The sequence below is a fragment of the Actinacidiphila yanglinensis genome (assembly GCF_900107965.1).
GTDB classification, from domain to species: Bacteria; Actinomycetota; Actinomycetes; order Streptomycetales; family Streptomycetaceae; genus Actinacidiphila; species Actinacidiphila yanglinensis.
In genome coordinates this window covers 93,687-118,454 of the sequence record NZ_FNVU01000024.1, presented here as the reverse complement: position 1 = coordinate 118,454, position 24,768 = coordinate 93,687, and the positions used below count along the sequence as shown (strand labels likewise).

General features: G+C 72.7%; 20 protein-coding genes. 7 read left to right on the top strand and 13 right to left on the bottom strand.

Going from position 1 to position 24,768, the window contains the following annotated elements:
• Window positions 1-91: 91 nt before the first annotated feature.
• The 8 genes from C4U44_RS35415 to C4U44_RS35380 form a co-directional block, all read right to left on the bottom strand.
• Window positions 92-2,074: a BTAD domain-containing putative transcriptional regulator gene (locus C4U44_RS35415; RefSeq protein WP_103890188.1), complete on the bottom strand. Its 1,983-nt coding sequence runs from the start codon at window positions 2,072-2,074 to the stop codon at window positions 92-94.
• A 67-nt stretch (window positions 2,075-2,141) separates the two neighbouring features.
• On the bottom strand, window positions 2,142-3,233 hold the full coding sequence (locus C4U44_RS35410; RefSeq protein WP_103890187.1) for an HAD-IIIC family phosphatase: 1,092 nt from the start codon (window positions 3,231-3,233) through the stop codon (window positions 2,142-2,144).
• A gap of 27 nt (window positions 3,234-3,260) precedes the next feature.
• On the bottom strand, window positions 3,261-4,370 hold the full coding sequence (locus C4U44_RS35405) for an acyl-CoA dehydrogenase family protein (RefSeq protein ID WP_103890186.1): 1,110 nt from the start codon (window positions 4,368-4,370) through the stop codon (window positions 3,261-3,263).
• Window positions 4,354-4,629 carry an acyl carrier protein gene (locus tag C4U44_RS35400; protein WP_103890185.1) on the bottom strand — a complete coding sequence of 92 codons (276 nt, stop codon included), beginning with the start codon at window positions 4,627-4,629 and terminating at the stop codon, window positions 4,354-4,356. The genes C4U44_RS35405 and C4U44_RS35400 overlap by 17 nt, the downstream gene beginning before the upstream one ends.
• Window positions 4,630-4,643: 14 nt before the next feature.
• Window positions 4,644-5,315, bottom strand: a complete 672-nt coding sequence (locus C4U44_RS35395) for an O-methyltransferase (RefSeq protein ID WP_103890184.1) — start codon at window positions 5,313-5,315, stop codon at window positions 4,644-4,646.
• Window positions 5,315-6,178 (bottom strand): 3-hydroxyacyl-CoA dehydrogenase family protein, encoded by an 864-nt coding sequence (locus tag C4U44_RS35390; protein WP_103890183.1) that lies wholly within the window; start codon window positions 6,176-6,178, stop codon window positions 5,315-5,317. Before C4U44_RS35390 ends, C4U44_RS35395 begins: the two co-directional genes overlap by 1 nt.
• A 648-nt stretch (window positions 6,179-6,826) precedes the next feature.
• On the bottom strand, window positions 6,827-7,813 hold the full coding sequence (locus tag C4U44_RS35385; protein ID WP_103890182.1) for a helix-turn-helix transcriptional regulator: 987 nt from the start codon (window positions 7,811-7,813) through the stop codon (window positions 6,827-6,829).
• 470 nt (window positions 7,814-8,283) lie between these two features.
• A complete protein-coding gene (locus C4U44_RS35380) occupies window positions 8,284-8,862 on the bottom strand; it encodes a flavin reductase family protein (RefSeq protein ID WP_103890181.1) in 579 nt (192 codons plus the stop codon).
• Window positions 8,863-9,368: 506 nt separating this feature from the next.
• On the opposite strand from C4U44_RS35380, the gene C4U44_RS35375 reads away from it, so the two are divergent.
• From C4U44_RS35375 to C4U44_RS35360, 4 genes are all read left to right on the top strand, one after another.
• Entirely contained in the window at window positions 9,369-11,180 is a 1,812-nt protein-coding gene (locus C4U44_RS35375; RefSeq protein ID WP_160145177.1) for a peptide ABC transporter substrate-binding protein, read from the top strand.
• A gap of 10 nt (window positions 11,181-11,190) precedes the next feature.
• Window positions 11,191-12,144: an ABC transporter permease gene (locus C4U44_RS35370; RefSeq protein ID WP_103890179.1), complete on the top strand. Its 954-nt coding sequence runs from the start codon at window positions 11,191-11,193 to the stop codon at window positions 12,142-12,144.
• Entirely contained in the window at window positions 12,131-13,057 is a 927-nt protein-coding gene (locus C4U44_RS35365; protein ID WP_103890178.1) for an ABC transporter permease, read from the top strand. The genes C4U44_RS35370 and C4U44_RS35365 overlap by 14 nt, the downstream gene beginning before the upstream one ends.
• A gap of 61 nt (window positions 13,058-13,118) precedes the next feature.
• Entirely contained in the window at window positions 13,119-15,194 is a 2,076-nt protein-coding gene (locus C4U44_RS35360) for a dipeptide ABC transporter ATP-binding protein (protein ID WP_103890177.1), read from the top strand.
• Window positions 15,195-15,588: 394 nt separating this feature from the next.
• On the opposite strand, the gene C4U44_RS35355 is transcribed toward C4U44_RS35360, so the two are convergent.
• Window positions 15,589-18,048: an FUSC family protein gene (locus tag C4U44_RS35355; RefSeq protein WP_103890176.1), complete on the bottom strand. Its 2,460-nt coding sequence runs from the start codon at window positions 18,046-18,048 to the stop codon at window positions 15,589-15,591.
• 114 nt (window positions 18,049-18,162) lie between these two features.
• Complete coding sequence (locus C4U44_RS35350) at window positions 18,163-18,999, bottom strand: NAD-dependent epimerase/dehydratase family protein (RefSeq protein ID WP_103890175.1); 837 nt, start codon at window positions 18,997-18,999, stop codon at window positions 18,163-18,165.
• A gap of 299 nt (window positions 19,000-19,298) precedes the next feature.
• On the opposite strand from C4U44_RS35350, the gene C4U44_RS35345 reads away from it, so the two are divergent.
• The gene (locus C4U44_RS35345) at window positions 19,299-20,444 is read left to right on the top strand and encodes an enolase C-terminal domain-like protein (protein WP_235032594.1); all 1,146 of its coding nucleotides are present in this window, start codon (window positions 19,299-19,301) and stop codon (window positions 20,442-20,444) included.
• A gap of 28 nt (window positions 20,445-20,472) precedes the next feature.
• Here the strand turns inward: C4U44_RS35345 and C4U44_RS35340 are convergent, their stop codons facing one another.
• The gene (locus C4U44_RS35340) at window positions 20,473-20,940 is read right to left on the bottom strand and encodes an NUDIX hydrolase (protein WP_103890209.1); all 468 of its coding nucleotides are present in this window, start codon (window positions 20,938-20,940) and stop codon (window positions 20,473-20,475) included.
• Window positions 20,941-21,087: 147 nt separating this feature from the next.
• The gene (locus C4U44_RS35335; protein WP_235032593.1) at window positions 21,088-22,278 is read right to left on the bottom strand and encodes a PP2C family protein-serine/threonine phosphatase; all 1,191 of its coding nucleotides are present in this window, start codon (window positions 22,276-22,278) and stop codon (window positions 21,088-21,090) included.
• Window positions 22,279-22,413: 135 nt separating this feature from the next.
• Here C4U44_RS35335 and C4U44_RS35330 point away from each other — a divergent pair, with 135 nt between their 5' ends.
• Together C4U44_RS35330 and C4U44_RS35325 are read left to right on the top strand one after the other, a co-directional pair.
• Window positions 22,414-23,460, top strand: a complete 1,047-nt coding sequence (locus tag C4U44_RS35330; RefSeq protein ID WP_103890174.1) for a zinc-dependent alcohol dehydrogenase family protein — start codon at window positions 22,414-22,416, stop codon at window positions 23,458-23,460.
• 121 nt (window positions 23,461-23,581) lie between these two features.
• Window positions 23,582-24,448, top strand: coding sequence for an EI24 domain-containing protein (locus C4U44_RS35325; protein ID WP_103890173.1), 867 nt, complete (start codon window positions 23,582-23,584; stop codon window positions 24,446-24,448).
• 65 nt (window positions 24,449-24,513) lie between these two features.
• On the opposite strand, the gene C4U44_RS35320 is transcribed toward C4U44_RS35325, so the two are convergent.
• Window positions 24,514-24,768: SpoIIE family protein phosphatase (locus tag C4U44_RS35320; RefSeq protein ID WP_160145176.1), on the bottom strand; the 255-nt coding region annotated here is incomplete at its 5' end.

Sequence of the window (24,768 nt, the reverse complement as noted above, 5' to 3'; positions counted from 1 at the left end):
GTTAACCTTGCGGGGACGGTGGTCAGCCGGGGTCGAGAACCCCAGACCGGGCGACGAAACTGGCTCCCCGTACCAAAGGACGGGGTGCAGCTCAGAGGGCGGCATGGGCGTGCCGGGGCAGGTCTCGTTCCGCCGGTGCCTCCACCGGGTCGAGGGTCACCGCCTCCAAGGTCATCCGGGTGGCCTGGCGCCGGCCCTCGCCCCACCCGGGGCGCCGGCGGAACAGCTCCGGACGGGCGGCGGCGACCACCAGCAGCGGCCTCGGCTCGGGCAGGTCCAGCAGGTCCTCGACGGTCTCCAGGACCTGGTTGTCGGCCAGGTGCAGGTCGTCGGCGAACACCACGAGCGGGCGGTGCGCCGCGAGTTCGGCCACATCGGGCATGGCCACCGGGCCGCGGGGGTCGAGCCGTACGGTCGCCGCGTTCCCGACGCGGCGCTCGAACGCCGCGAGCAACGGCGACTTGCCGATGCCCGCGGAGCCCAGCACCAGGACCAGGTGCGGCCGGGCCCGGCGCCGGACGTGCTCCAGCAGGCTGCTCAGCACGTCCAGTTCGGGTTCGCGGTCGAGGACCTCGGGCGGCGCGAGGCAGTCGCGGTCCTGCGCCCTGACCGTCCACCGCGGGTGGAGGCCGCCGGCCCGGCCGTACCGGATCGCCGAGGCGGTCAGCCGCCTGGTGCGGCCGCAGACCACGATCTCCCGGTCCTCCGCGGACTGGAGCAGCGACTCGCAGTCGGCGAGCAGCGCCCCGTCGACCGGGAGCGGCCGGGGTAAGGACTCGCCGGGCCGCAGCGGGATCTCGCCGGTGGCCACCGCCGCCCGCAGCGCGGGCCGCGCGCCGTCGGGCAGGTCGGAGCACAGCCGCCGGCGCAGCGACACCGCGGCACCGACGGCGCGTTCGGCGGCCTCGGCGCTGCCCGCCTCGTGCGGAGAGGCGGGCAGGAACAGGGCCAGCGTGACCGAGCCGGTCGACCCGGCGACCACGCCGCCGAGCCGTTCCACCTCCTCGCGCACCGTGGCCGCGGTGCGCTCCAGTGCCTCGCCGAGGTCGGCGGGCCGGCTGCCGGTCCCGAAGTCGGCGCGGATCAGCATGGCGCTGGCGCCGGTGCGGCCGGCGACGGGCGGTGCGAGGGGCGGCGCCGCCGGAACCGGCGGGACGGCCCGACCCGGGGCGACCGGTGCGGCCGGGGTGATCAGGGCGGGCGGCGGACAGGGTGCGGGCGCGAGCGCCGGCGCGGCCGGGTGCGGGAGGTTCCCGGCCTGCGGTACGGGTCCGGAGATCATCACCGGCCGGGTCGGGCCGGCGGGGACGGCGATCGCGGGGTCGTGCACGAGGATCGCGTGCTGGAGCAGCCGCAGCTCGCGGCCCGGCTCCAGGCCGAACTGCTCGGCCAGCCGCATCCGCACCCGCCGGTAGACGGACAGGGCGTCGGTCTGCCGGCCGCTGCGGTACAGCGCGAGCATCAGCTGGTGGCACGCCCGCTCCCGCAGCGGTTCGGCCTTGACCATCGCCTCCAGGTCGTTGAGCACGGCCTGGTGGCGGCCGTTGGCCAGCTCCGCCTCGTAGTAGTCCTCCATGACGTCCAGCCGGGCGCTCTGCAACGCCGTCAGCTCCGCCCAGGAGTGCCCGGTCTCCACCAGGTCGGCCAGCGCCTGACCGCGCCACAGCCCGAGGACCTCCCGGAGCGTCTGCGCCGCGGCGCCGGGCCGGCCGACCGCGAGTTCCGCGCGGCCGGCCTGCGCCTGGCGGTAGAACCGGTACATGTCGACCTGCTCCGGGTCGACCTGCAACTGGTAGCCGTGCGCGCACGTCAGCAGGGCCGGCGGGCGGGTGTCGCCCCGCGCGTGCTCGGCGAACATGACGCGCAGGCCGCGGACCGCGTTCTGCAGGATCTTCCGGGCCGTCGCCGGGGTCTCCTCGATGTTCCACAGCCCTTCGAGCAGCTTGCTGGTGGCCACCTCCCGGTTGGCGTTGAGCAGCAGCAGGCCGAGCGTCGCCCGCCGCCGGTCACCGCTGAGCGCGACCGCTTTCTCGCCGTTCATCAGTTTTAAGGAGCCCAGAACCAAGAACTGCATGAGATCCCCCGTAGATCGTCGAGTCCGGCGTCGACCGTGCGACGGGGCTTCGCCCCGCGGTACCGCTCTACTTCCAGTCCGCCTCCTGCCCGGCGTGCTGCGGGTCGGGAGCGACGACCCGCATGGTCGTGGGCGCGTCCTGGCGGACCGCTTCGAGATGCAGGCACTCGGTCCCCTCGGGCGGCGAGAACGCGGCGAGGCACGCGCACTCGGCGGTGGTGAATCCGGCGAAGCGGTAGGCCACTTCCATCATTCGGTTGCGCTCGGTGCGCCGGAAGTCGGCGACGAGGTGCGCCCCGGCGCGCGCGGCGGCGTCGGTGAGCCAGCGCAGCAGCACCGCGCCGGCGCCGAACGACACGACCCGGCAGGAGGTCGCCAGCAGCTTGATGTGCCAGGCCGACGGGGTCCGCTCGATCAGCATCACGCCGACCGCGCCGTGCGGACCGAAGCGGTCGCTCATCGAGACCACCAGCACGTCGTGGTCCTCGTCGGTCAGCAGTGCCCGGAGGTCGGCGTCGGAGTAGTGCACGCCGGTGGCGTTCATCTGGCTGGTGCGCAGGGTGAGTTCCTCGACCCGGGTGATCTCCTCGTCCCGGGCCCGGCCGATCCGCATCACCAGGTCCAGCGAACGCAGGAAGTCCTCGTCCGCGCCCTGGTACTCCTCCCGCTGCTGGTCCCGCTCGAAGCCGGCCTGGTACATCTGCCGGCGGCGCCGCGCGTCGACGGTGACCACCGCCGGGCTGAACTCGGGCAGCCCCAGCAGCGCATCGGCCTGCTCGGCCGGGTAGGTCCGCACGTCGGGATGGTGGTACTCCACCTCGGCGCGCTCGGTCGGCAGGTCGTCGATGAACGCGATCGTCTTCAGCGAGAAGTTCAGCCGCTCGGCGATGCTGCGCACCGACTCCGACTTCGGGCCCCAGCCGATGTGCGGCAGGACGAAGTACTCGGCCAGGCCGAGCTCTTCGAGCCGGGCCCACGCCTCGTCGTGGTCGTTGCGGCTCGACACGGACTGCAGGACTCCGCGCGCGTCGAGTTCCACCACGACCTTGCGGACGGCGTCGTCGACCTCGACGCTGCCGTCCTCGACCAGCGTGCCCTTCCACAGGGTGTTGTCGAGATCCCAGATCAGGCACTTCACGACTGGCTGTGCTTCGGACATGTCCCCACTCCCGTCCCGTACGGCCGCTCAGCCCGCCGTCGAGGCCGCGTGCTCGGCGAGTATCAGCTGGCAGATCTCGTTGCTGCCCTCGATGACTTCCATCAACTTCGCGTCGCGGTAGGCGCGTTCGACCACGTGTCCGCCGGTGGCGGCCGAGGAGGCGAGCACCTGCAGCGCCGAGGCCGCGCCGCGCGCGGCGTTGCCGGCCGCGACGTGCTTGGCCAGCACCGACGCCGGCACCTGCTCGGGCGACCCGGTGTCCCAGGCCCGGCTGGCCTGCTCGCAGGCGAACGTCGCCGTGCGCTCGGCGGCGTACAGCTCCGCCAGGTGCCGGGCGACGAGCTGGTGCTGGAGCAGCGGCTTGCCGAACTGCTCGCGCTGCCCGGCGTGCCGGGCGACCGCCTCGACACAGGCGCGCAGGATGCCGACGCAGCCCCAGGCCACCGACAGCCGGCCGTAGGTGAGCGCGATGGTGGTCATCATGACAACGGGCAGGCCGGTCACCGCGAGCAGATGCTCCTCGGGCAGCCGTACGCCGTCCAGTTCCACGGTGGCGTGCCCGGCCGCGCGGCAGCCGAGCGGGTCGGGCACCCGGGTCACCTTTACGCCGGGGGCCGTCGCCGGCACCAGCGCGACGGCGCCGCCGCCCTCGTAGCGGCCGAACACCACGATCCAGTCGGCGTAGGCGGCGACGGTGATCCACGTCTTGGTGCCGTCGACCACGATCTCGCCGCCGTCGCGCCGGATCCGGGTGGACATCGCGGCGAGGTCGCTGCCGGCACCGGGCTCGCTGAACGCCACGGCGGCCAGCTCTCCGTCGGTGAGGCGGCCGAGGTACTCCACGCGCTGCGCCTTGTCACCGAACCGCCGGACGGTCCAGGCGGCCATCCCCTGCGAAGTCATCACGCTGCGCAGCGAGCTGCACAGCGCGCCGGTGTGCGCGGTGAGCGCGCCGTTGTCGGTCCCGGACAGGCCGAGGCCGCCGAACTCCGGGTGGGCCTCGGCGCACAGCACCCCCTTGGCACCGAGGCCGCGCAGGACGTCGAGCGGGATCTCGCCCGCCACGTCCCACCCGCGGGCGGCGTCGCCGACCGTCTCGGTCACCAGCGCGCTCAGGGCGTCAAGCACCGTCACCACCGCCGCGCAGGCGGGTCACCAGCGCGCTCATGACCCGTACGGTCCGGAAGTTGTCGATCGCGAGGTCGGCGCCCTCCACCGCGACGCCGAAGGTGCTCTCCACGAACACCACCAGCTCCATCGCGAAGAGCGAGGAGACCACGCCCGAGGCGAACAGGTCCACCTCCGGCTCCCAGGTCATCTTGGTCTTCGCCAGGAGAAACTCGCCGATCTGCTTCTCGATCACGGCGACGGGCAGTTGGGTTGTCGAGTCGGTCATGGGGCAGTCCCTTCTCATCGCACCTTGTTCTTGCGGACCAACGTGATCCCGTCGGCCATGACGAGCATCGAGAGCTCGATCCGGCTGTCGACGAGGAGAGAGGCGTTGAGCTCGCGGATGGCCACCGTGTCGGCGTCGTTCGCCTCGGGGTCCGCGACCCGCCCGAAGTAGAGCGTGTTGTCGAGCACGATCAGGCCGCCGGGCCGCAGATGGGTCAGCGCGTCCTCGTAGTAGCGGGGGTAGCCGGTCTTGTCGGCGTCGATGAAGACCAGGTCGAAGGTCTCCGGGCCGTTCTCGGCGAGCAGGTCCGCCATGGTCTGCGACCCGTCGCCGAGCCGCAGCTCGATCCGGTCGGACACCCCGGCCCGGTCCCAGTACTTCCGGGCGATCCCGGTCCAGCGCTCGCTGATGTCACAGGTGACGATCCGCCCGCCGGGCGGCAGCGACCGTGCCATCCACAGCGTGCTGCACCCGGTGAAGGTGCCGACCTCCAGCACCCGGGCGGCGCCGGTCAACCCGACCAGCATGGCGAGCAGCTGTCCTTCCTCGGGCAGCGTCACCATGGCGTTGAGCGACGGCATGAAGGCCGTCTCGGCGACCAGCTCGCGGACGATCTCGTCGTCGCGCAGGGACACCGACCGCACGTAGTCGAGCAGCCGCTCGTCCAGCTCCACCTGACCGGCCATCAGCGGACTCCGTACTCGTAGAAACCACGCCCGGTCTTGCGGCCGTGGTCGCCTTCGGCGACCTTGCGCAGGAGCAGCGGGCTCGGGCGGCAGCCCTCGTCGCCGGTGCGCTCGTAGAGCACCTGGAGGGAGTCGACCAGATTGTCGATGCCGATCAGGTCGGCGGTCCGCAGCGGTCCGGTGGGGTGGCCGAGGCAGCCCTCCATGAGGGCGTCGACGTCCTCGACGCCGGCCCGGCCCTCCTCCACGACGTTCGCCGCGTCGTTGATCATGCGGTGCAGCACCCGGCTGGTGACGAAGCCGGGGCCGTCGCCGACCACGATCCCCTTGCGCTCCAGCGTGGACAGCAGCACCTTGACGGCCGACATCGCCGGCTCGCCGGTGCGCGGTCCGCGGATCACCTCGAGCGTGCCGATCAGGTAGGGCGGATTCATGAAGTGGATGCCGACCAGGTCCTCGGGGGTGGGGACCTGGCCGGCAAGCTCGTCGACGGGGATGGAGGAGGTGTTGGTGACCCGGAGCGTCCCCGGCGCGACCACGGAGGCGATCTCCTTGTGCACCTCGGCCTTGAGGCCGGCCACCTCGGTGATCGCCTCGATCACCCAGGTCGCGTCCGCCGCGGCGGAGGCGGACCCGGCGAGCTCCAGCTCGCCGATCGGACCGCCGCGCGGCAGGGCACCCATCATGTGCGCGAGCCGCAGCTCGTTCCGCACCCGCTGGCGCGCGGTGCCCAGTCGCTCCTGGTCCACGTCCACCAGCACGACGGGAATGCCCCGCCCGATGGCCAGGGTCGTGATGCCGATGCCCATGACTCCCGCGCCGAAGACCGCGAGCCGCCGCGTTCCCCCGCTGTCCGCGCTCATCGGCCGACCACGCCTGGCTGTCCCGGAACGGTGCGGGGCGCGTTCGGCCCCCGACCGATGTCACGAACGACTGACCCGTTCATAACCACCTCAGCTCTACGTGCGGAAAAATTTTCGGAGAACATGTCCGATATCGTGGAGAAACGCGCCTGATGCGGGCCGGACACGAAAGCAGATCACCTGGTCGACCGAGTCGCGTCTGATGCGACGCCGACTGCGAGGTCGTCCTCGGCGATGAATTCAACCATACCTGTCGAAGGACAAGGACCTGCAATTGTTTCGTGTGGGTCGCCCTGCACCGGATTACCGCCGCTGCCCTGGTCGCAGAACCGCCGAACAAGCCGTTCCGGGCCGACTTGCGGCGCGGGGAAAGACTGTATTGACGCGGCCCCCATGGTCTCGGCGAGCATCTCCGGATTGCATCATTGCAACGCCCTACAGTCTGTGCGAAAAAGCCGGCCGCAGCCACCCCGTCACCCGCTCATGAAGCTGCACTTCCACTTCATGAAGCTCGCCGGGACCGCGCTCCACCAGGGCATGGCGAAGCACCGGGCGTGGCCGGTCCCCCCCTGCCACGACGCCGGCGGACGGGCCGGACGTGCGCGTCACCCGCGCGACGACCAGCCGTAACACCCCGGTCGACGAACCTTAGAGGTCCTCGACAAGGGTGGCTTCGCGCACCAGATAACCGAACTGGAACCGGCTCGTGGCACCGAACATCTGCATCACCTGGCCGATATGTTTACGGCAGGTGCGGACCGAAACTCCGAGACGCCGGGCGATGGCTTCGTCCTTGGCGCCGGAGATCAGCATCTTGACGATCTCCCGCTTCATGTCCCCACTGATGACGTCGGTTTCGGCCCGCCGGGTGTCGAACTCCTTGGCGGTCGCCCAGACGTATTCGAAGCAGGACAGCAGGAAGTCCACGAGCGACCGCTCCTGGACGACGACGGCACCGTTCTCCTGACTGCTCGCCAGAATGTAGGCGGTGGTGCGGTCGAAAATGAAGATGTTGCCGAACAGCGCTCCCGCCGTGCGTATTTCGGCGCCGGATTCGACGAGCGCCGCCGCCTGCTCGCGGGTCGGCATGTCGAACCGGGCGGCATGCTGGTACAGAACACGCAGACTCACGCCCGGGGCGAGCACCTGGAAATCCAGGGTCTCTCCGTCGGGTGACCCCTCCGCCGGCCACCCGCTCCGCGGCTGCATGCAGACGACCTCGTGCGAGGAGTTCGCCGCAGCTTCGGAGATCATCAGCCTGATCGTCTCCGGTACCTTCAGGATGTCGAACGAGTTCGTGTGCTGGCTGCCGAACTTGCTCGTCCGGAAGAGCAGCGAGAGCCGCGCGAGGTCGTCGCGGAGCTGCGCCGCCTCCAGTTTCCTTTCCAGAAGGTCCAGTTCACTCCTGTTCAGGAGTTGTGAAGAAGCGGTGGTCGGATCCGTCGGGACGAACCACGCGTCCTGTTCACGGGACGGCTCGATGAGCTGGAGCTCCAGGAGCTTCGCGACGATCTTCTCGCTCTCGCCGAGATCCTTGAATCCCAGCTCGTTCGCGATGTCGTCGACACCGAAGCCGTCCCGGCTTAAGCTCCATTCATAAACTTCGAAGATTCGGTCAACTGACTTGGGGGACAAATGAACTCCAAGTGACTGTGAATTCCTTCCGCTTACCGCTTCTTAAGCATACCCCGAGCGATGTTCAGTCTTTCCGACAATGGTCTGATCCATACGGAGTCGACCCCATGGTCCGACAGTGGGCGATATGATCCCTATCGGATGCGATCGGGCGTTTTACCGACCCGTTTCCCGCCACCGGGAACATGCCGCCGCGACCGGCCCACACATCTCTCGCACCACCGTGGTCACAGTGGTGTCGAGGTGCGGGCAGGCCGCCGAGCAGGCAGTCCGTCCGGGCGGGCACGGTGCGAACTCCGCCGCGGCGCCGCCGGCCCGAGCCCCCGGGCACGGCACCCGCCGGCGGGCCAGTGCGTCGACCCCGTTCCATGCGCTCGCGCAGGTTCGGGGTCGACCGTCCACGATACGGACGGGTAGCGGTACCGCTCCGCCCGTTCCCGCCCAACGGCCCGAGGCCGGCGGGGAATTGCCTATCCGGCGCCTCCGGGCACGCTGGTGGTCGTGCGGGTTCCCCCGCGCACGCCCTGCGGGGAAATGGATCCCGCGGCCGCGAGCGGTTCCGGCGCCTCGAAGAACGAACCGAATCTGCCGCGGTGGAACACCAGCGGCGCGGGCTCGTCCTCGTCCACCCGGAGCGCCGTCACCCTTGCGATGATGACGACGTGATCGCCGGCGACATGCTCGGCCTCGATCGTGCAGGACATCCAGGCGATCGCGTCGCACAGTTCCGGTCCGGCCTCCGATTCGGCGAGGCGGACACCGGCGAACCGGTCGATGTCCTTGATCGAGAACTGCCGGCACAACTGCCCCTGGCCGGAGCCGAGAATGTTCACGCAGAACGTTCCGCTTTTCCTCAGGTCGATCAGTGTCGAGGACGTGTGTCCGACCCCGAACAGGATGAGCGGGGGGTCGAGCGACACTGACATCAGTGAATTGCACGCCATGCCGACGGGTTGGCCGAGTTGCCCGGTGGTGGTGATTACCGTTACTCCGGTCGGCAGGTATCCGAGGGTGCGCCGGAAATCCGTCGCGTCGAACGGGTCAGCCATAACCGACTCCTCAATTAGCCACTCCCCGAAGTGTAATGAGCAGCCAGAACGCTGAGTTGGGGCCCGCCACCAAGACCTCCGGCCGGATTTGGCTCTCCGGCGCAGTCGCCGAGGGCGTGGCCGGTGCCATTGCGGGCCTGTCCGGTAAATCCCGCCAACGGGCCCGAGTCCGCGCGACCGGGTCTTCGTGCCCGGCTCTTCGAGCGCGAGCCTTCGCACCCGGGCCTTCGTACCCCGGTCCATGACAGTGACATGATGCCGCAGTACTCCCGCAACAATCCCCCAGCATGCTGGTGTTGATCAACGGGCACCCTCTCGAAGAGTCGGGGTTCGGGACATCGACGCACGTGGCGCTTCAGATCGCTTGGGCCCGGGTAGATCCATCCCGGCCGATGATTGACGTGCACCTGTCACTGTGCGTCACCATCGGTCCCGATGCGGGTGCCTCAGGAGCGGGGAGGGCGATGACACGCATGCGCGTGATCCGACGAACGAGAGGTGCCGCGGTGGCCGCGGCACTGGCGATGGCCGCCGTGGCGTGCACCGGCGGCGGGAGCGGGGGCCACGGCTCGATCGCGGACGGCCAGAGCGCCACCGCGTCCAAGGCCCCGGTGAAGAAGGGCGGGACGATCACCGTCGCCGCGGTGTCGGCGGTGCCCGACTTCATCTTCCCGCTGGTGCCGGCGACGAACCAGAACGGCTGGAACGCCAACCTCACCGAGGCGTTGTGGCCGTACCTGGTCTACCCGGGCGACGGCGCCAAGTCGGAGGTGAACAAGGAGAAGAGCCTGTTCAGCTCGCTCGACTGGTCCAACGGCGACAAGCAGCTGACCATCCACCTCAAGGACTGGAACTGGTCGGACGGCAAGCCGATCACCAGCCGTGACTTCACCTTCGTCTACAACCTCCTGAAGGCGAACTCCAAGAACTGGGCGGCGCACCTGCCCGGCCTCTTCCCCGACGACGTGGCGAAGGAGTCGACCCCCGACGCCCACACCGTGGTGCTGGACCTCACCCGGTCCTACAACCCGGACTTCTACACCGACGACGTGCTCAGCACGATCCCGCTGCTGCCGCAGCACGCCTGGGACAAGACCTCCGCCACCGGCGCGGTCGGCGACAACGACACGACGACCGCGGGCGCGAAGGCGGTGTACTCCTTCCTGCAGAAGGAGGGGGCCAAGACCGCCGACTTCGCCGGCAACCCGCTGTGGCAGGTGGTCGACGGGCCGTGGAAGCTCAAGGAGTTCCGCACCAACGGCTACTACAGCTACGTGCCCAACCCGGCCTACTCCGGGGCCTCGAAGCCGTCCGTCGACAAGCTCGTCATGTCGCCGTTCACCACCGACACCCCGGAGCTGAACGCCCTGCGCTCCGGCAGTTCCCTCGACGTGGCCGGCCTGCCGCTCAACGACGTGAAGCAGGCGGAGGCCCTGCGCTCCAGCGGCTACTCGATCGCCAGCGTGCCCATCCCCGGCGTCGCGGGAATCCTGCCGAACCTGTACAACGCCAAGGTCGGGCCGGTACTGCAACAACTCTACGTCCGGCAGGCGCTGCAGTACCTGATCAACGGGCCGCAGATCGTCTCCAAGGTCTACAACGGCTACGCGGACCCGGGCTACGGACCGGTCCCGGTCAAGGCCACCGGGACCTGGGCCACCCCGCTGGAGAAGTCCGGCGGACCGTACCCGTACTCCCCCGCCAAGGCGAAGTCGCTGCTGACGGCCCACGGGTGGAAGGTGGTGCCGAACGGCACGACGACCTGCCAGTCGCCCGGCACCGGCGCCTCCCAGTGCGGTGCGGGCATCAAGGCGGGCCAGGCGCTGACGTTCCAGATGGTCTACTCCTCCGGCCGGGCCACCACGGACGAGCAGGAGGCCGCCATCAAGTCCTCCGAGGCGCAGGCGGGCATCACGCTCAACCTCAAGGCGGAGCCGTTCAACACGCTGATCGGCACGATGGGCACCTGCACCGCGGCCTCGCACCCGTCGTCGACCTGCGGGTGGCAGCTGTCGGACTTCGGCTACGAGCCGTATCCGCTCTACCCCAACGGCACCGGCTTCTTCGACACCGGCGGTGAGGGCAACCTCGGCGGCTACTCCGACCCGACGATGGACCGGCTGATCAAGGCCACCGAGTACGGCTCCTCCACGAAGGCGTTCTCGGAGTACGAGGACTACGCGGCCAAGCAACTGCCTTGGCTGTGGGTCCCGTTGCGCAGCAGCCTGCTGGTCTACCGGACGAAGCTCCAGGGCGTCGTGCCGCTCAACCCGTTCTCGGGGACGGTCGACTACGAGGACTGGGCCTACACCTCATGACGGGCATGCTGTGACGACCTACCTCCTGCGCCGGGTCGGCCAGGCGATCGTGGTGATCATCGGCGTGATGATCGTGACCTTCGCGCTGATCCACCTGGAACCGGGCAGTGCCGCGCGGGCCACGCTCGGCATCCGGGCCAACTCCGAGCGGATCGCGGTGTTCAACGCCGCCAACGGCCTCAACCGGCCGTTGGCGGCGCAGTTCGCGACCTTCGTGAAGCAGGCGGCCGAGGGGAACTTCGGCACCTCCTACTCGATGCACCAGCCGGTGTCGACGCTCATCACGCAGCGGCTGCCGCGGGACGCGGTGCTGCTCGGGCTGTCCACGCTGGTCGCCCTGGCCATCGCCCTGCCGATGGGCATCTACCAGGCGGTGCGGCGCGGCCGGGCGCAGGACCACGCGTTCACCGTGGTGTCGTTCGTGCTGTACTCGATGCCGGACTTCTTCTTCGCGCTGCTGCTGATCGCGGTCTTCTCGGTGCAGTTCCACCTGCTGCCCTCCCAGGCACCGCAGGCGCAGTCCGTCGGCGGCATCCTGTCCGATCCGCGCGGCCTGGTGCTGCCGGTGGTGACGCTGTCCCTGGTCAGCGTGGCCGGCTTCAGCCGGTACATGCGGTCGTCGGCGATCGGCACCCTGGCGCAGGACTACATCCTGGTGGCGCGGGCCAAGGGACTGCCCAACCGGCTGGTGCTGCGCCGGCACGTGCTGCGCAACTCCCTGCTGCCGGTGATCACCGTGCTGGGGCTGCAGGCGCCGGCCATCGTGACCGGCGCGGTGATCGCCGAGTCGGTCTTCAACTACCCGGGCATGGGCCTGCTGTTCTACCAGGCGGCCACCAGCAAGGACTATCCGGTGCTGCTCGGTTCGACCCTGGTGGTCGGCGTGGCCACCGTGGTCGGCAGCCTGCTCGCCGACATCGCCTACAGCCTCCTCGACCCGCGGATCCGCTATGACCACTCATGACACCGGCCCGGTCACGGCCGGCCCCCCGCAACCCGGCCCGCCGGAGGGCGGCGCACCGGCCTCGGGCCGCGGCGCCGGGCGCCTGTCGCTGGCCGCCTTCCTGCACAACCGGCGGGCGCTGGCCGGGCTGGCCATCGTCGTGCTGGTCGCGGGCTTCTGCTTCATCGGCCCGCTCTTCTACCACACCGACCAGGTCACGGTGCATCTCGAACTCGCCGAACTGGCGCCCGGCGCCGGGCACCCGCTGGGCACCGACGCCTCCGGGTACGACGTGCTGGGCCGCCTGATGGCGGGGGGCCGCTCCTCGCTCGAGCTCGGCTTCGCCGTCGCCCTGGCCACCACCGTCATCGGCACCCTGTACGGCGCCTTCGCCGGGTACTTCGGCGGGTTCGTCGACGCGGTGATGATGCGGGTGATCGACACCTTCCTCGCCATCCCCGGCCTGGTGCTGCTGCTGATCGTGGTCAGCATGTTCACGCCGTCGCTGTGGAAGATCATCGTGCTGCTGTCGCTGCTGTCCTGGCTCACCGCGGCCCGGCTGGTCAGGGGCGAGGTACTGACCCTGCGGTCACGGGAGTTCGTCCAGGCGGCGCGGATGATGGGCAGCACCGGACGCCGGGTGGTGGTGCGCCACCTGGTGCCGAACGCGGCCGGCGTGATCATCGTCAGCGCGACCTTCACCGTCGCCGACTCGATCCTCATGCTGTCCACCCTGAGCTTCCTCGGCCTCGGGCTGCCGCCGCCGCACGCGGACTGGGGCACGATGCTCACCCGTGGCCTCGACTACCTCTACGACGGGTACTGGTGGCTGGTGTACCCGCCCGCGGCGATCCTCATCGTCACCGTGGTGGCCTTCAACCTGATCGGCGACGCCGTCCACGACGCGCTGGACGTCCGCCTGCAACGCCCGTGACCGCTCCGCCGCCCGGCCCGCTCCCGGGCGGCGGCGGAGCCGGCGACGAATCGAGGAGCGCATGTCCCACCTGCTCGACGTGGACCACCTCACCACCCGCATCAGGACCAGCCGCGGAGTGGTGCGGGCGGTGCAGGACGTCTCCTTCCACCTGGAGGCCGGCGAGACCCTCGGGCTGGTCGGCGAGTCCGGCTGCGGCAAGTCCATGACCGGCCTGTCCCTGATGGGCCTGCTGCCGCCCGGCGGCACGCTGATGGACGGCTCCTCGGTGCGGCTGGACGGCCGCGAACTGGTCGGGCTGCCCGAGCGCGAGATGACCCGGGTGCGCGGCAACGACATCGCGATGGTCTTCCAGGACCCGATGACCTCCCTGGACCCCACCAAGACCATCGGCCACCAGGTCGCCGAACCGGTGCTGCTGCACCGCGGCTGCTCCCGGGCCGAGGCGGCGGAGCGGGCCGCGGACGTGCTCGGCATGGTCGGCCTGCCGCACCCGCGCGAGCGGATGTCGGACTACCCGCACCAGCTGTCCGGCGGCCTGCGCCAGCGGGTGCTGATCGCCATGGCGCTGGCCAACGAGCCCAGGGTGCTGATCGCCGACGAGCCGACCACGGCCCTGGACGTCACCATCCAGGCGCAGATCCTCGCCCTGCTGGCCGACCTGCGCGCCCGGCTCGGCATGGCGATGATCCTCATCACCCACGACATGGGCGTCACCGCCGGCCATGCCGACCGCGTCAACGTCATGTACGCCGGCCGCATCGCCGAGAGCGCGGGGACCGACCGGCTCTTCCACGGCATGCGTCATCCGTACACCCAGAGCCTGCTGGCCTCGGTGCCGCGCCTCACCCAGGACCCGGAGGTGCCGCTGGCCACCATCCCGGGACTGCCGCCGGACCTCACCGAGCCGGCGTCCGGATGCCGTTTCGCGGCCCGCTGCCCATACGTCACCGACGCGTGCCGCGCGCAGGAGCCAGAGCTGACCGGCCCGGACGAGCACCGCTACGCCTGCGTCCACCCGACCGACGGTCCCCGGCTGCCGGGGACCGGCCCGTTGGCGGCGCTTCCGCGGACCGCCGCGAAGCCGTCCGAGAACGGTGCGCCTGGGGCGAACGCCACCGCCCGGCCGCTGCTCGAAGCGCGCGGCCTGGTACGGGAGTTCCCGCTGCGCGGCGGCCGGGTGCCCGGCGTCGGCAGGCGGGTCGTGCACGCGGTGTCCGGGGTCTCCTTCACCCTCGGCGAGGGCGAGACCTTCGGGCTGGTCGGCGAGTCCGGCTGCGGCAAGACCACCCTGGGCCGCCTGCTGGTCGGCCTGGACCGGCCCGACGCCGGCACGGTGACCCTGGACGGCACCGACCTCGGACACCTGCGCGGGCGCGAACTGCGGTGCCGCCGGCGCGACTTCCAGATGGTCTTCCAGGACCCGTTCTCCTCCCTCGACCCCCGGATGCGGGTCGGCGCCATCCTGCGCGAGCCGCTGCGCATCCAGGGCATCGGCACCACCCGCGAGCAGAAGGACCGGGTCGCCGAACTGCTCGCCGAGGTCGGCCTGCCCGAACGCGGCGCCGACCTGTTCCCCCACGAGTTCTCCGGCGGGCAGCGCCAGCGGGTGGGCCTGGCCCGGGCCCTGGCACTCACCCCCCGGCTGATCGTCGCGGACGAGCCGGTCTCCGCGCTCGACGTCTCCGTGCGCGCCCAGGTGCTCAACCTGATGAAGCGGCTCCAGGCGTCGCGCGGCCTGTCGTACGTCGTCATCTCGCACGACCTCGCGGTGGTCCGGTACCTCGCCGACCGGATCGGCGTGATGTACCTCGGCCGGCTGGTCGAGATCGGCAGCGCCGACGACATCCACCTGCGCGCCGCCCACCCGTACACCGCGGGCCTGCTGGAAGCGGTCCCCGTGCCGGACCCGGAGGCCGAGCGCGCCAAGCACGGCGCCGCGGTCACCGGCGAACTGCCCAGCCCGGTCGCGCCGCCGTCGGGCTGCGGCTTCCGCACCCGCTGCCCCCTGGCGACCCGCCGCTGCGCCGAGGAGCAGCCCGCGCTGCGCTCCTTCGGCCCCGCGCACGCCGCCGCCTGCCACTTCCCGCTGCGAGAGCCCGCCCCCGAAAAATCCGCCGCCCCCACCCCGGCCTGACCCCGCCCCGGCCGAGCGAGTCGGCCTCCCCTTGACCGCCGTACGACCGCCCGCGGCAGCGGAGTTGGGCTCGCCGTCGCGCGGGCGGTCAGGCGGTCGCCGCCGGCTCGGGCGACGTCATTGCCGCCTCGTCCTGACAAGCCCGCCCGGGGGCGACCGGGGCCGGCGACCCGTACCCCGTACCCTGTCCGCCGTACGACCGCCCGCGGCAAGGGAGTTGCGCTCTTGCCGCGCGGGCGGCCGAGCCCTCTCCGCTCGCGCGGCCGGAAGCACGTGCCGCCGCGCCCCGACAGCCCGCCCGGGGACACGTGAAGGCCGGCGACCCGTACCCCGCCGCCGGGCCCCCGTACGACCGCCCGCGGCAGCGGAGTTGGGCTCGCCGTCGCGCGGGCGGTCAGACGGTCTTCGCCGGCTCGGGCGGACGCGTCGCCATGGCGTCGCGGGGGCCCGGGCGTTGCTGGAGGGCGGCGGCGGCGCGGGCCGGGGGGAGGAGGGCCGCCTGGAGGCGGCGGGCCACGTCGATGTGGTCGGCGGTCCAGATCATGCGGATCGCGGTCGCGCTGACGCGGCCCTGCTCGCCCGCCAGGTCGCGGCGCACCGCGGCGACCAGGCCGCTGTCGTCGGGCTCACCGGAAGCGGCCGAGCCCGCCGGGAGGGCCGATCCCGCGGGCATCGGCCCGTCGCCCGCGAGCGCCCGCGCCACCTGCTGGTACCACCCGGTGACTTGGGTGCCGGCCCGCAGCAGTTCCAGGCGCGCGGCCGTCCGGTCGCCGGACGGCTCGCCGTCGTCGCGCTGCCAGAGCGCGTGCACCGCGTCCGCGGACAACCGCAGGACGGCGACGATGGACAGCAGGACGGTCACGTCGGCCAGCGGCAGGTGCTTCGTGCCGCGCTCGGCGAGGAAGCCGCGGAAGGCGTCGTCCAGCCGACGGGCCGCCGCCGCGGCGGCGCGGCGCTCGTCGTCGGGCGCGGCGGCGTCCGGCGCGAGGGCGTCGCACCGGCTCACCCCGAACTCGATGGACCTGCGCAGGTACCGGGCGCTCTCGTCGATCGCCTCCGACGCGGCCCGGCCCAGCGCGGCGCCCGCGCCGTGCGGCCAGAACAGCGCGCCGACCCCGACGCTCACCGCGCACCCGATCGCCACGTCCTCGAACCGCACCAGGCCGATCGCCCAGCCGGCCGGCGCGATGATGTTGAACATGATCAGCAGCAGTGCGGTGAAGCCGGCCTGCCCGGCCGCGAAGGAGATCGCGGCGGGCGCGAGCCCGGCGAACAGCACGGCCGCCGGGAGCAGCACCCACAGCGCGGTGGTGTCCGAGCCGAGCGCGTAGATCAGGACACCGCCGAGGACGGTCCCGACCACCGTGCCCAGCAGCGCGCGCAGGGCGTTCTGGCCGGTGAGCAGCGCGCTGGAGCGCAGCACCGCGAGGGCGCCCAGGGCGACCCAGAACGAGTGCTGCAGTCCGGTGAGTTCGGCGACCAGGACGGCAAGGCCGAGGGCGGTGGCGCCGCGCAGGCTGTTGTGCAGCCAGACCGAGTGGGGCTCGACGTGGGCGCCGGCCCGCTCCTGGGCGGCCACGAGTGAGGACGGCACGTCGGTGACGGGTACGTCCGTGCCCGCAGCGTCCGTTCCGCTCCCGCGGCCGAGGACGCGCTGCCACCAGGGGCGGCCGCCGGCGGCCGCTGCGATCTCGGCGTTCGCGGCGATGACGGCGACGGCCGCGGCGGTCTCCTGCGCGCGGAAACCGGGTTCGAGGGAGCTGACCGCGTCGATCCCGGCCGGGGCGAGCAGGGGTTCGGTGCCACCGCCCTCGGTGCTCCCCGCGGCCACCCCGGGCGCGGGCGTCGCGACGACGGCCGACTCCAGTGCCTTGCGCGCCGTCCGCAGCCGCGCAAGGTCCCGCTGGAACCCGGCCGGGTCGGGCACTGCCGCCTCCAGCCGCCCGGCCGCGGCCTGGAGCATCTCGGCGGCCGCCCGCTTGACCTCCGACACCGCCGGGTCGGACGGCCGTTGCGGCCCGCGCACCGGGGTGCGGTCGAGGATCGTCTCCAGCCAGACCACGTCGTCGACCAGCCGCACCAGCGCGCGGGCCTCGGTGGACAGGCCGGTCGGACGGTACGGCGTGGCGTAGAAGGACCTGCGCAGCGCGGCCGTTGCCTCGGCCGCCTGCTCGGCCGTGTCGTCGAGGGCCGTGTGCGCGCCCGGCGCGTGGCCGCTCTCCACGCACTCCACCTCCGCCCGCAGCCGCCGCGCCAGCAGCGCGCAGCTGCGCGCGGTGGCCGCGCGCAGCGGATCGCGGGTGGGCGCGGGCCACAGCAGGCCCACCGCGATCACGGAGGCGGCGCCCGCCATGCCGTAGCCGGCCAGCCGGTCGGGGATCTCGCCCATCGGGCCCGGCACGGACACCGACAGCACGAAGCCCGCCAGCAGCGCTGTCGAGGCGCCCGCCAGTACCGAGCTGACCACGCCGGTGAAGAGCACCCCGAAGGCGACCACCGCCGTCGCGATAGCGGCTGTCCAGGTCGTCCTGGACGCGAGCGTGCCGAGTGTCACCAGGACGGCGCCCGCGAGGGCCAGCGAGCACTGCGCGGCGAGCCGGTCCCGTATCCGGCCGCCGAAGTCCACGAAAAGCAGCAGGGAGATGGAACCGAAGGACGCGAACAGCGCGGTCTCCGCGTTGCCGATGACCTCGAAGCTGAGCGCGAACAGGCCCGGGGCCACGATCGCGGCGCGGCACGCGCGCCGCAGTGCGGCCAGCCCGGCGTCCCGCCGGCGCACGGCTCGCAGCAGTGCCGCCGCACGTCCGCCCACCCCCGTGGCCGTACCGACCGCCACGTCCACGCCCTCGCCCATGAACCGCCCCCTGTTCGTCGCCGGTCCGGCGGGTCGCCGTTCCCGCGCGCCCCGTTCCGCCGCCTGCCAGGGTCAGCATGTCATCGGCGCCGCCGCGCCGAGCGGGCAGGCGCTTCAGGTGCGCCAGGTGTGCAGCGGGGTGAAGGCGAGCAACGAGCGGCTGCGGGCCAGGTCGAAGGGGACGGTGAAGCCGTCGAGCGGTGCGTCGAACCGGGCGGTGGGGTGGTAGCGGCGCAGCAGTTCCGCGGTGGGTTCCAGGGCGGTGGTGTCGGGGGCGGCGACGTTGATCACGGGGTGGCCGTCGAGGGGTGCGGTGAGCGCGGCGTCGATGGCGCGGGCGGCGTCGCGCGGGTCCAGCCACCCCCACAGCGAGCCGCGGTCGTAGCCGGGGTCCTGGTGTACCCGGGCCAGGTGGTCGCGCAGCCGCTCGCCGGCCCCGAGGAAGGGGAAGCGGAGCGAGACGACGGTCATGCCGTAGCGGCGGGCGGCGGTGGCGGCGACGGTCTCGCCGAGGTACTTGGACAGGCCGTAGACGTCGTCGCCGAGGTAGGGGTGCTCCTCGGTGATCGGCACGCGCTGCGCGGAGGTGCCGTGCGCGGAGAACGCCAGGCCGAGGGCGGAGAGGCTGGAGACGTAGACGGCGCGGCGCACGCCCGCGCGACCGGCGGCGTCCAGGACGAGGTAGGTGCTCCGGACGTTGTTGGTGAAGACCACGTCGTGCGGGGCGGCGTTCGGTGAGGGCAGGGCCGCGGCGTGCACCACCGCGTCGACGCCGTCGAGGAGTTCGGCCGGCCCCGCCCCGTCCAGCAGGTCTCCGCCGGCGACCTCGTCGGCGGAGGCCGGATCGGGCGCGCTGCGGTCGTGGGCACGCACCATGTGGCCCGACTCCCGCAGCCGCGCGACGACTTCGCGGCCGAGCAGGCCGCCCGCCCCGGTGACCAGAACCTTCACGGTGATCTGCTTCCTCTCGACCGGTCGCGCGGCACTCGCCACAGAATTGTCGCGTTCTTGCGTTTATCGCACCTGTATACGTCAATCCGCTGCGGGAAACGTAACATGAGCGCGTCCACCCGCCCCCGCCCCGAACAGAGGAATCCCATGACCGGTCCAGGCCCCGACCGACTGCTCGACGACTCCGGCGCGCTTCCGCAGGCCGCGCCGCCCTGGCCGGGCCGGGACCGGCTGCGGGTCACCGCGGTCCGCGCGATCGTCACCGCGCCGGAGGGCATGCCGCTGGTGGTGGTGTGCGGGTGGACACCTCGGAGCCGGGCCTGTACGGCCTGGGCTGCGCGACCTTCACCCAGCGGTACGCCGCGGTGGCGGCCGCGGTCGACGAGCACGTGGGGCCGCTGGTGGTCGGCCGGCACCCGGCCGACATCGAGGACATCACCCGCATGATCCACTACTCGTCCTACTGGCGCGGCGGCCCCGTGCTGGGCAACGCGCTGTCCGGGGTGGACCAGGCGCTGTGGGACATCGCGGGCAAGCGCGCCGGGATGCCGGTGTACGAACTGCTCGGCGGCCGCAGCCGGGCCGCGGTCGAGGTGTACTCCCACGCGGCCGGCGCCACGGTCGAGGAGACGCTCGCCCGGGCCGAGGAGTTGCTGGAGCAGGGCTACCGGCATGTACGGCTCCAGGTCGGCGGGCCGGGCCTGGGGACGTACGGCGCGCCCGGCACCCGCGGCGGCTACCCGCGCTCGCCGCACCCGGACGGCTGGGACGTCGCGCAGTACCTGCGGGCCACCCCGAAGCTCTTCGCGGCGGCGCGGGAGCGGCTGGGCGAGGAGGTGAGCCTGATGCACGACGTGCACAGCAGGCTCACCCCGAAGCAGGCGGTGGTGCTGGCCCGCGCCCTGGAGCCGTACGCCCTGTCGTTCCTGGAGGACGTGATCGCGCCGGAGTACTACGACCGGCTGCCGGAGGTCCGTGCCGCCTCGCCGGTGCCGATCGCGGTCGGGGAGCAGATCGGCAACGTCACGGACGCCGCGCGGCTGATCCGGGACGGCGGGATCGACCTGCTGCGCCTGCACACCTCCGCGATCGGCGGGCTGACCCCGACCCGCAAACTGGTCGCGCTGGCCGAACTGACCGGCGTGCGCACCGCGTTCCACTCCCCCGGCGACATCTCCCCGGTCGGCGTGGCGGCGAACCTGGCGGTCGACATCTCCACCCCGGCGTTCGGCTACCAGGAGTCGCACACCTACGAGGACGCCGTCCACGAGGTCTTCCCCGGCACCCCGGTGGTGCGCGAGGGGCATCTCGCACCGTCCGACGCACCGGGCTGGGGTGTCGACCTCGACGAGAAGGCCGCGGGCCGCTTCCCGCCGGTGAAGTTCCTGCACGAGCGGTGGGCGACCGGGGTGCGCCACCCCGACGGCGGCCTGGACGCGCCCTGATGGACCGGCCCGGCGGCGCCCGGCCCGGTCACCCCGCCTGGCGTCCGCCCGGTGCGAGGCGGCCGGCCGGGGGCTGCTCCCGGTACAGGCGCAGCGCCAGGTCGACCAGCTCCACCCGTTGCAGGGACGGCAGTTCGGCCAGCGGGTGCCAGGCGGCGCGGTCGGTGCTGCCGCCCACCTCGTCCCGCAGGGTGCCGCCGGTGACGCGGACCTCGTAGAGGATCCGCAGCGCCTGGAAGTCGTCGGTGACCCCGGAGTCGAGCGTGCGGCGGCCGCGGAAGGAGTCGGTGCCGAGCAGCCGCTCGACCGCCACCTGGTAGCCGGTCTCCTCCTCGAGCTCGCGGACCACCGCGTCCACCGGGTCCTCGCCGTGTTCGAGGCCGCCGCCGGGCATCGTCCAGCCCGGTTCGTACAGTTGGGGCGCGTTGTGCGCGAGCAGGACACGGCCGTCGCGGACGCACACGCCGTACGCGGCCACCCGCAGCCTGCGCCGCACCTGTTCCGGCTCCTGCTCCTGCCTCTGGCCCCGTTCCTGCTCCGCCGCCGCCTCTGTCATCGCCCGCCCTCTCCCTGTCTCGCCCGCCCTCGGATCGAGGCGGCGATCCTCGCACGGTGCCCCGCCGCGCCGCCCGCTGATTTCCCGTCAGGGGGACTCGGACGCGCCGGACGGGCCGTTCGCGCGGGGGTCGGAGGCCAGGTCGCTGTGGACGACGAGAGCCGCGATGTCGTCGTCGAGCGCGCCGCCGCTGAAGTGCAGGAGCTGCTCGTGCAGCAGGGGCAGGAGTTGCGCGGCCGGCACGCCGGTCTGCCGGGCGACCCACGCGGACAGCGGGAAGAACCGGCCGGCCCGGTCCCGGGTCTCGATGACGCCGTCGGTGTAGAACAGCAGCCGGTCGCCGGGGGCGAGCGCCACGTTGTCGACGGTGTAGTCCCCGCCGATCAGGCGGGCCATGTTCAGCGGCGGGGACGGCGCGGACGGATCGAGGACCCGGGTGCCGCCGCCTCCCGCGAGCGCCCCGCCGGAACTCCCCGACCCGCCCGCGCCGTTCGCCCCCAGCACCAGCGGCGGCGGATGGCCGCAGTTGAGCAGCGCGACCTCGCGCCCGCCGCGACGGACCTCGGCGAACACGGCGGTGGCGAACCTCTCGCCGGCGTCGGGTGCGGTGAGGGCCGCGCTGTAGCGGGCCATGGTGGTGTCGAGGCGGCGGGCCAGCCGGGTCAGGTCGGGCTCGTCGTACGCCGCCTCGCGGAAGCTGTTGGTGAGGGCGCTGGCGACCCCGACCGCCGACAGGCCCTTGCCGCGCACGTCGCCCAGCAGCACCCGCACGCCGTGCGGGGTGTCGACGGCCTCGAAGAAGTCCCCGCCGATCCTGGCCTCCTCGGCCGCGGCCAGGTAGAGCGTCTCGATGCCGACGCCGCCCAACCGGTGCGGCACCGGCCGCAGCACCACGGTCTGGGCGGCGTCGGCGACCGAGCGGACCTTGACGAGGGTGCGCTCGCGCTGCAGGCGCACATGGGCGGCGTACGCTGCCGCGGCGGTGACGGCGGCGAGCGAGGCCGCGGTGAAGGTGGTGCCGGGTTCTGCGTAGGCGAACTGGATCGCCAGCACGCCCGCCATGCTCAGCACGCCGAGCAGCAGCGTGGCCTCCACCGACCACATCGACGCGGCCAGCGCGGGCGCGGCGGGCAGCAGCCGGCTGACCGCGAAGTCCGTCGGGGTGGCCACGGCGAGCACGCCGATGAGGAAGGTCAGCAGCAGCGGCGACCAGTGGGAGAGACCGCGCCGCTCCCTGCCGGGCGGACCCGGCCGGCGGCTGCGGTGAAGGTTCGTCACATGTGTGAGCTTATCGCCCCTTTTGCCGAGATTGCCGGGCCGGTGGGACCGCCGGTGCGGGCGGCTGGGATGCTGGGCGGCGGACGGCCGGAGGCGACGGGAAGCCCGGCGGAAGAGGAGAGGCGGTGGGGCCCGGTGCGGGCTGTGGTGTTCGAGGAGTTCGGGCGGCTCGCCACCGTCCGGGAGGTGACCGACCCCCAACCACCGCCGGGCGGCGTGCTGGTGCGGGTGGCGGCCACCGGTGTGTGCCGCAGCGACTGGCACGCCTGGATGGGGCACGACGACACGGTGGCACTGCCGCACGTGCCGGGCCACGAGTTCGCCGGCGAGGTGGTCGCGGTCGGTTCCGGACTGCCGCGGCTGCGCGGCGGCGAGCGGGTCACGGCGCCGTTCGTGCACGCGTGCGGGCGGTGCGCGGCCTGCGCGCGCGGCGACCAGCAGGTCTGCGAGCGCCAGGAGCAGCCCGGCTTCACCTACTGGGGCTCCTACGCCGACCTGGTGGTGGTGCCGCGCGCGGACGTGAACCTGGTGGAGCTGCCGGACGGCCTGGAGTACACCACCGCCGCCTCGCTCGGCTGCCGGTTCGCGACCGCGTACCGGGCGGTGGTGGCCCAGGGGCGGGTGCGGCCCGGTGAGTGGGCCGTCGTGCACGGCTGCGGCGGTCTGGGGCTGTCGGCGGTGATGATCGCGGTCGCCTGCGGAGCGCGCGTGGTGGCGGTCGACCCGTCGCCCGAGGCACTGCGGCTGGCCGGGACGTTCGGCGCCGCGGTGTGCATGGCACCGGAGGCCGACGCGGACGCCACCGCCGCGGCGGTGCGCGAGGCCACCGGCGGCGGCGCGCACCTGTCGCTGGACGCACTCGGTTCCGCGGCGACCTGCGCCGCGTCGGTGGCCGGGTTGCGGGCGCGCGGGCGCCACGTGCAGGTGGGACTGCTGGCGGCGGGGAGCGTCGAGGTGCCGATGGGCCGGGTGCTGGCCCTCGAACTGGAACTGCTGGGCAGCCACGGGATGGCCGCGCACGCCTATCCCGAGCTGCTGCGGCTGGTGTCGGCGGGAACCCTGCGGCCCGACCTGCTGGTCGGCTCGGTGATCGGGCTGGAGCAGGCCCCGGCGGCGCTGGCCGCGATGAGCGAGGGGTCGCCGACGGGCATCACCGTGATCACGCCCGACGGCGCCGCCTGAGCCGGCCGGCAGCCCCCGCCCGTGCCCGTCCAACCCGGCCGCGCCGCAGGGGAGATGGACCGGCGCGCGCCCGGCCTCCCTCGCTTCCCCGTACGGCACGGCGCCGCGTACGATCCCCCGCATGGGTGAGGTGATCAAGGGACTGCGGCTGCTCGCCGACGGCCAGCGGTGGGTGCTGCGGCACCGCCGCGACTGGCGGTTCGGCATGATCCCGGCGCTGATCACGCTCGTCGGATACGTCGTCGCCCTCGTCGCGCTGGTGCTGTGGGCCGGGGACCTGGTCGACTGGGCGACGCCCTTCGCGGACCACTGGGCGTCGGGGTGGGCCGACGCCTTCCGCGTCCTGCTGACGGTGGTGCTCTTCGGAGGCGGACTGCTGGTGGCGGTGATCTCCTTCACCGCGGTGACGCTGCTGGTCGGCCAGCCCTTCTACGAGGCACTGGCCGAACGGGTCGAGCGCGCCGAGGGCGGCTGCCCGGAGCCGCCCGGGCGGCCGCTGTGGCGCGAGCTGTGGATCGCCGCGCGCGACAGCGTCCGGGTCCTGCTGCGGGTGGCGGCCTTCGGGATCGTGCTCTTCGCCGCCGGGTTCGTCCCGGTGGTCGGCCAGACCGTCGTGCCCGCGCTCGGCTTCTGCGTCTCCGGCTTCTTCTTCACCCTGGAGCTGGGCGCGGTGGCCTTCCAGCGGCGCGACGTCCCCCTGACGACGCAGCTGCGGCTGCTGCGCCACCGCCTGCCGCTGGTGCTGGGCTTCGGGGTGCCGCTGATCGTGGTCTTCCTCGTGCCGCTGGTCGCGGTGGTCCTGATGCCGGGCGCGGTGGCGGGAGCGACCCTGCTGGTGCGCGAGCTGCTGCCGCCCGAGCCGGGCCCGGCGTCCGAGCCGGCGGAACGGGACAGCGGCGACCCGGGTGCCCCCGGCACCGGAACCGGCACGCGCGGGAACGGCCCCGGCGGAACCGGTACCGGCGCGAACGGCTCCGGCGGGGCGTAGCGCGGGCATCACGCGGCCGGCCGAGATCCCGGACGCGAGAGACGGCCGGCTCGGTTCTTCCAGGCTCAGGCCACCCGTTGCAGCGCGACCATCGCGATGTCGTCGCCGAGCCCGGTCGGCGAGTACCTGGTCAGGTCGATCCGGACGTCCTCCAGCAGGACGGCGGGGGTGTCGCGGGTCCAGTACGCGAGACGGTCCGCGAGCGGGTAGAAGGCACCTTCGACGTTGCGGGCCTCGATCACGCCGTCGGTGTAGAGCAGCAGGATGTCGCCGAGCGCCAGGTCGTAGCTGTCGACGTGGTGGCCGCCCCGGCCGAGGTC

Excerpts from the sequence above, each read along its gene's own strand:
- C4U44_RS35395 (WP_103890184.1), bottom strand. The coding sequence starts at position 5,315 with ATGGCCGGTCAGGTGGAGCTGGACGAGCGGCTGCTCGACTACGTGCGG.
- C4U44_RS35365 (WP_103890178.1), top strand. The coding sequence starts at position 12,131 with ATGACCACTCATGACACCGGCCCGGTCACGGCCGGCCCCCCGCAACCC.
- C4U44_RS35410 (WP_103890187.1), bottom strand. The coding sequence starts at position 3,233 with ATGTCCGAAGCACAGCCAGTCGTGAAGTGCCTGATCTGGGATCTCGAC.
- C4U44_RS35355 (WP_103890176.1), bottom strand. The coding sequence starts at position 18,048 with ATGGGCGAGGGCGTGGACGTGGCGGTCGGTACGGCCACGGGGGTGGGC.
- C4U44_RS35360 (WP_103890177.1), top strand. The coding sequence starts at position 13,119 with ATGTCCCACCTGCTCGACGTGGACCACCTCACCACCCGCATCAGGACC.
- C4U44_RS35390 (WP_103890183.1), bottom strand. The coding sequence starts at position 6,178 with ATGAGCGCGGACAGCGGGGGAACGCGGCGGCTCGCGGTCTTCGGCGCG.
- C4U44_RS35400 (WP_103890185.1), bottom strand. The coding sequence starts at position 4,629 with ATGACCGACTCGACAACCCAACTGCCCGTCGCCGTGATCGAGAAGCAG.
- C4U44_RS35380 (WP_103890181.1), bottom strand. The coding sequence starts at position 8,862 with ATGGCTGACCCGTTCGACGCGACGGATTTCCGGCGCACCCTCGGATAC.
- C4U44_RS35415 (WP_103890188.1), bottom strand. The coding sequence starts at position 2,074 with ATGCAGTTCTTGGTTCTGGGCTCCTTAAAACTGATGAACGGCGAGAAA.
- C4U44_RS35325 (WP_103890173.1), top strand. The coding sequence starts at position 23,582 with ATGGGTGAGGTGATCAAGGGACTGCGGCTGCTCGCCGACGGCCAGCGG.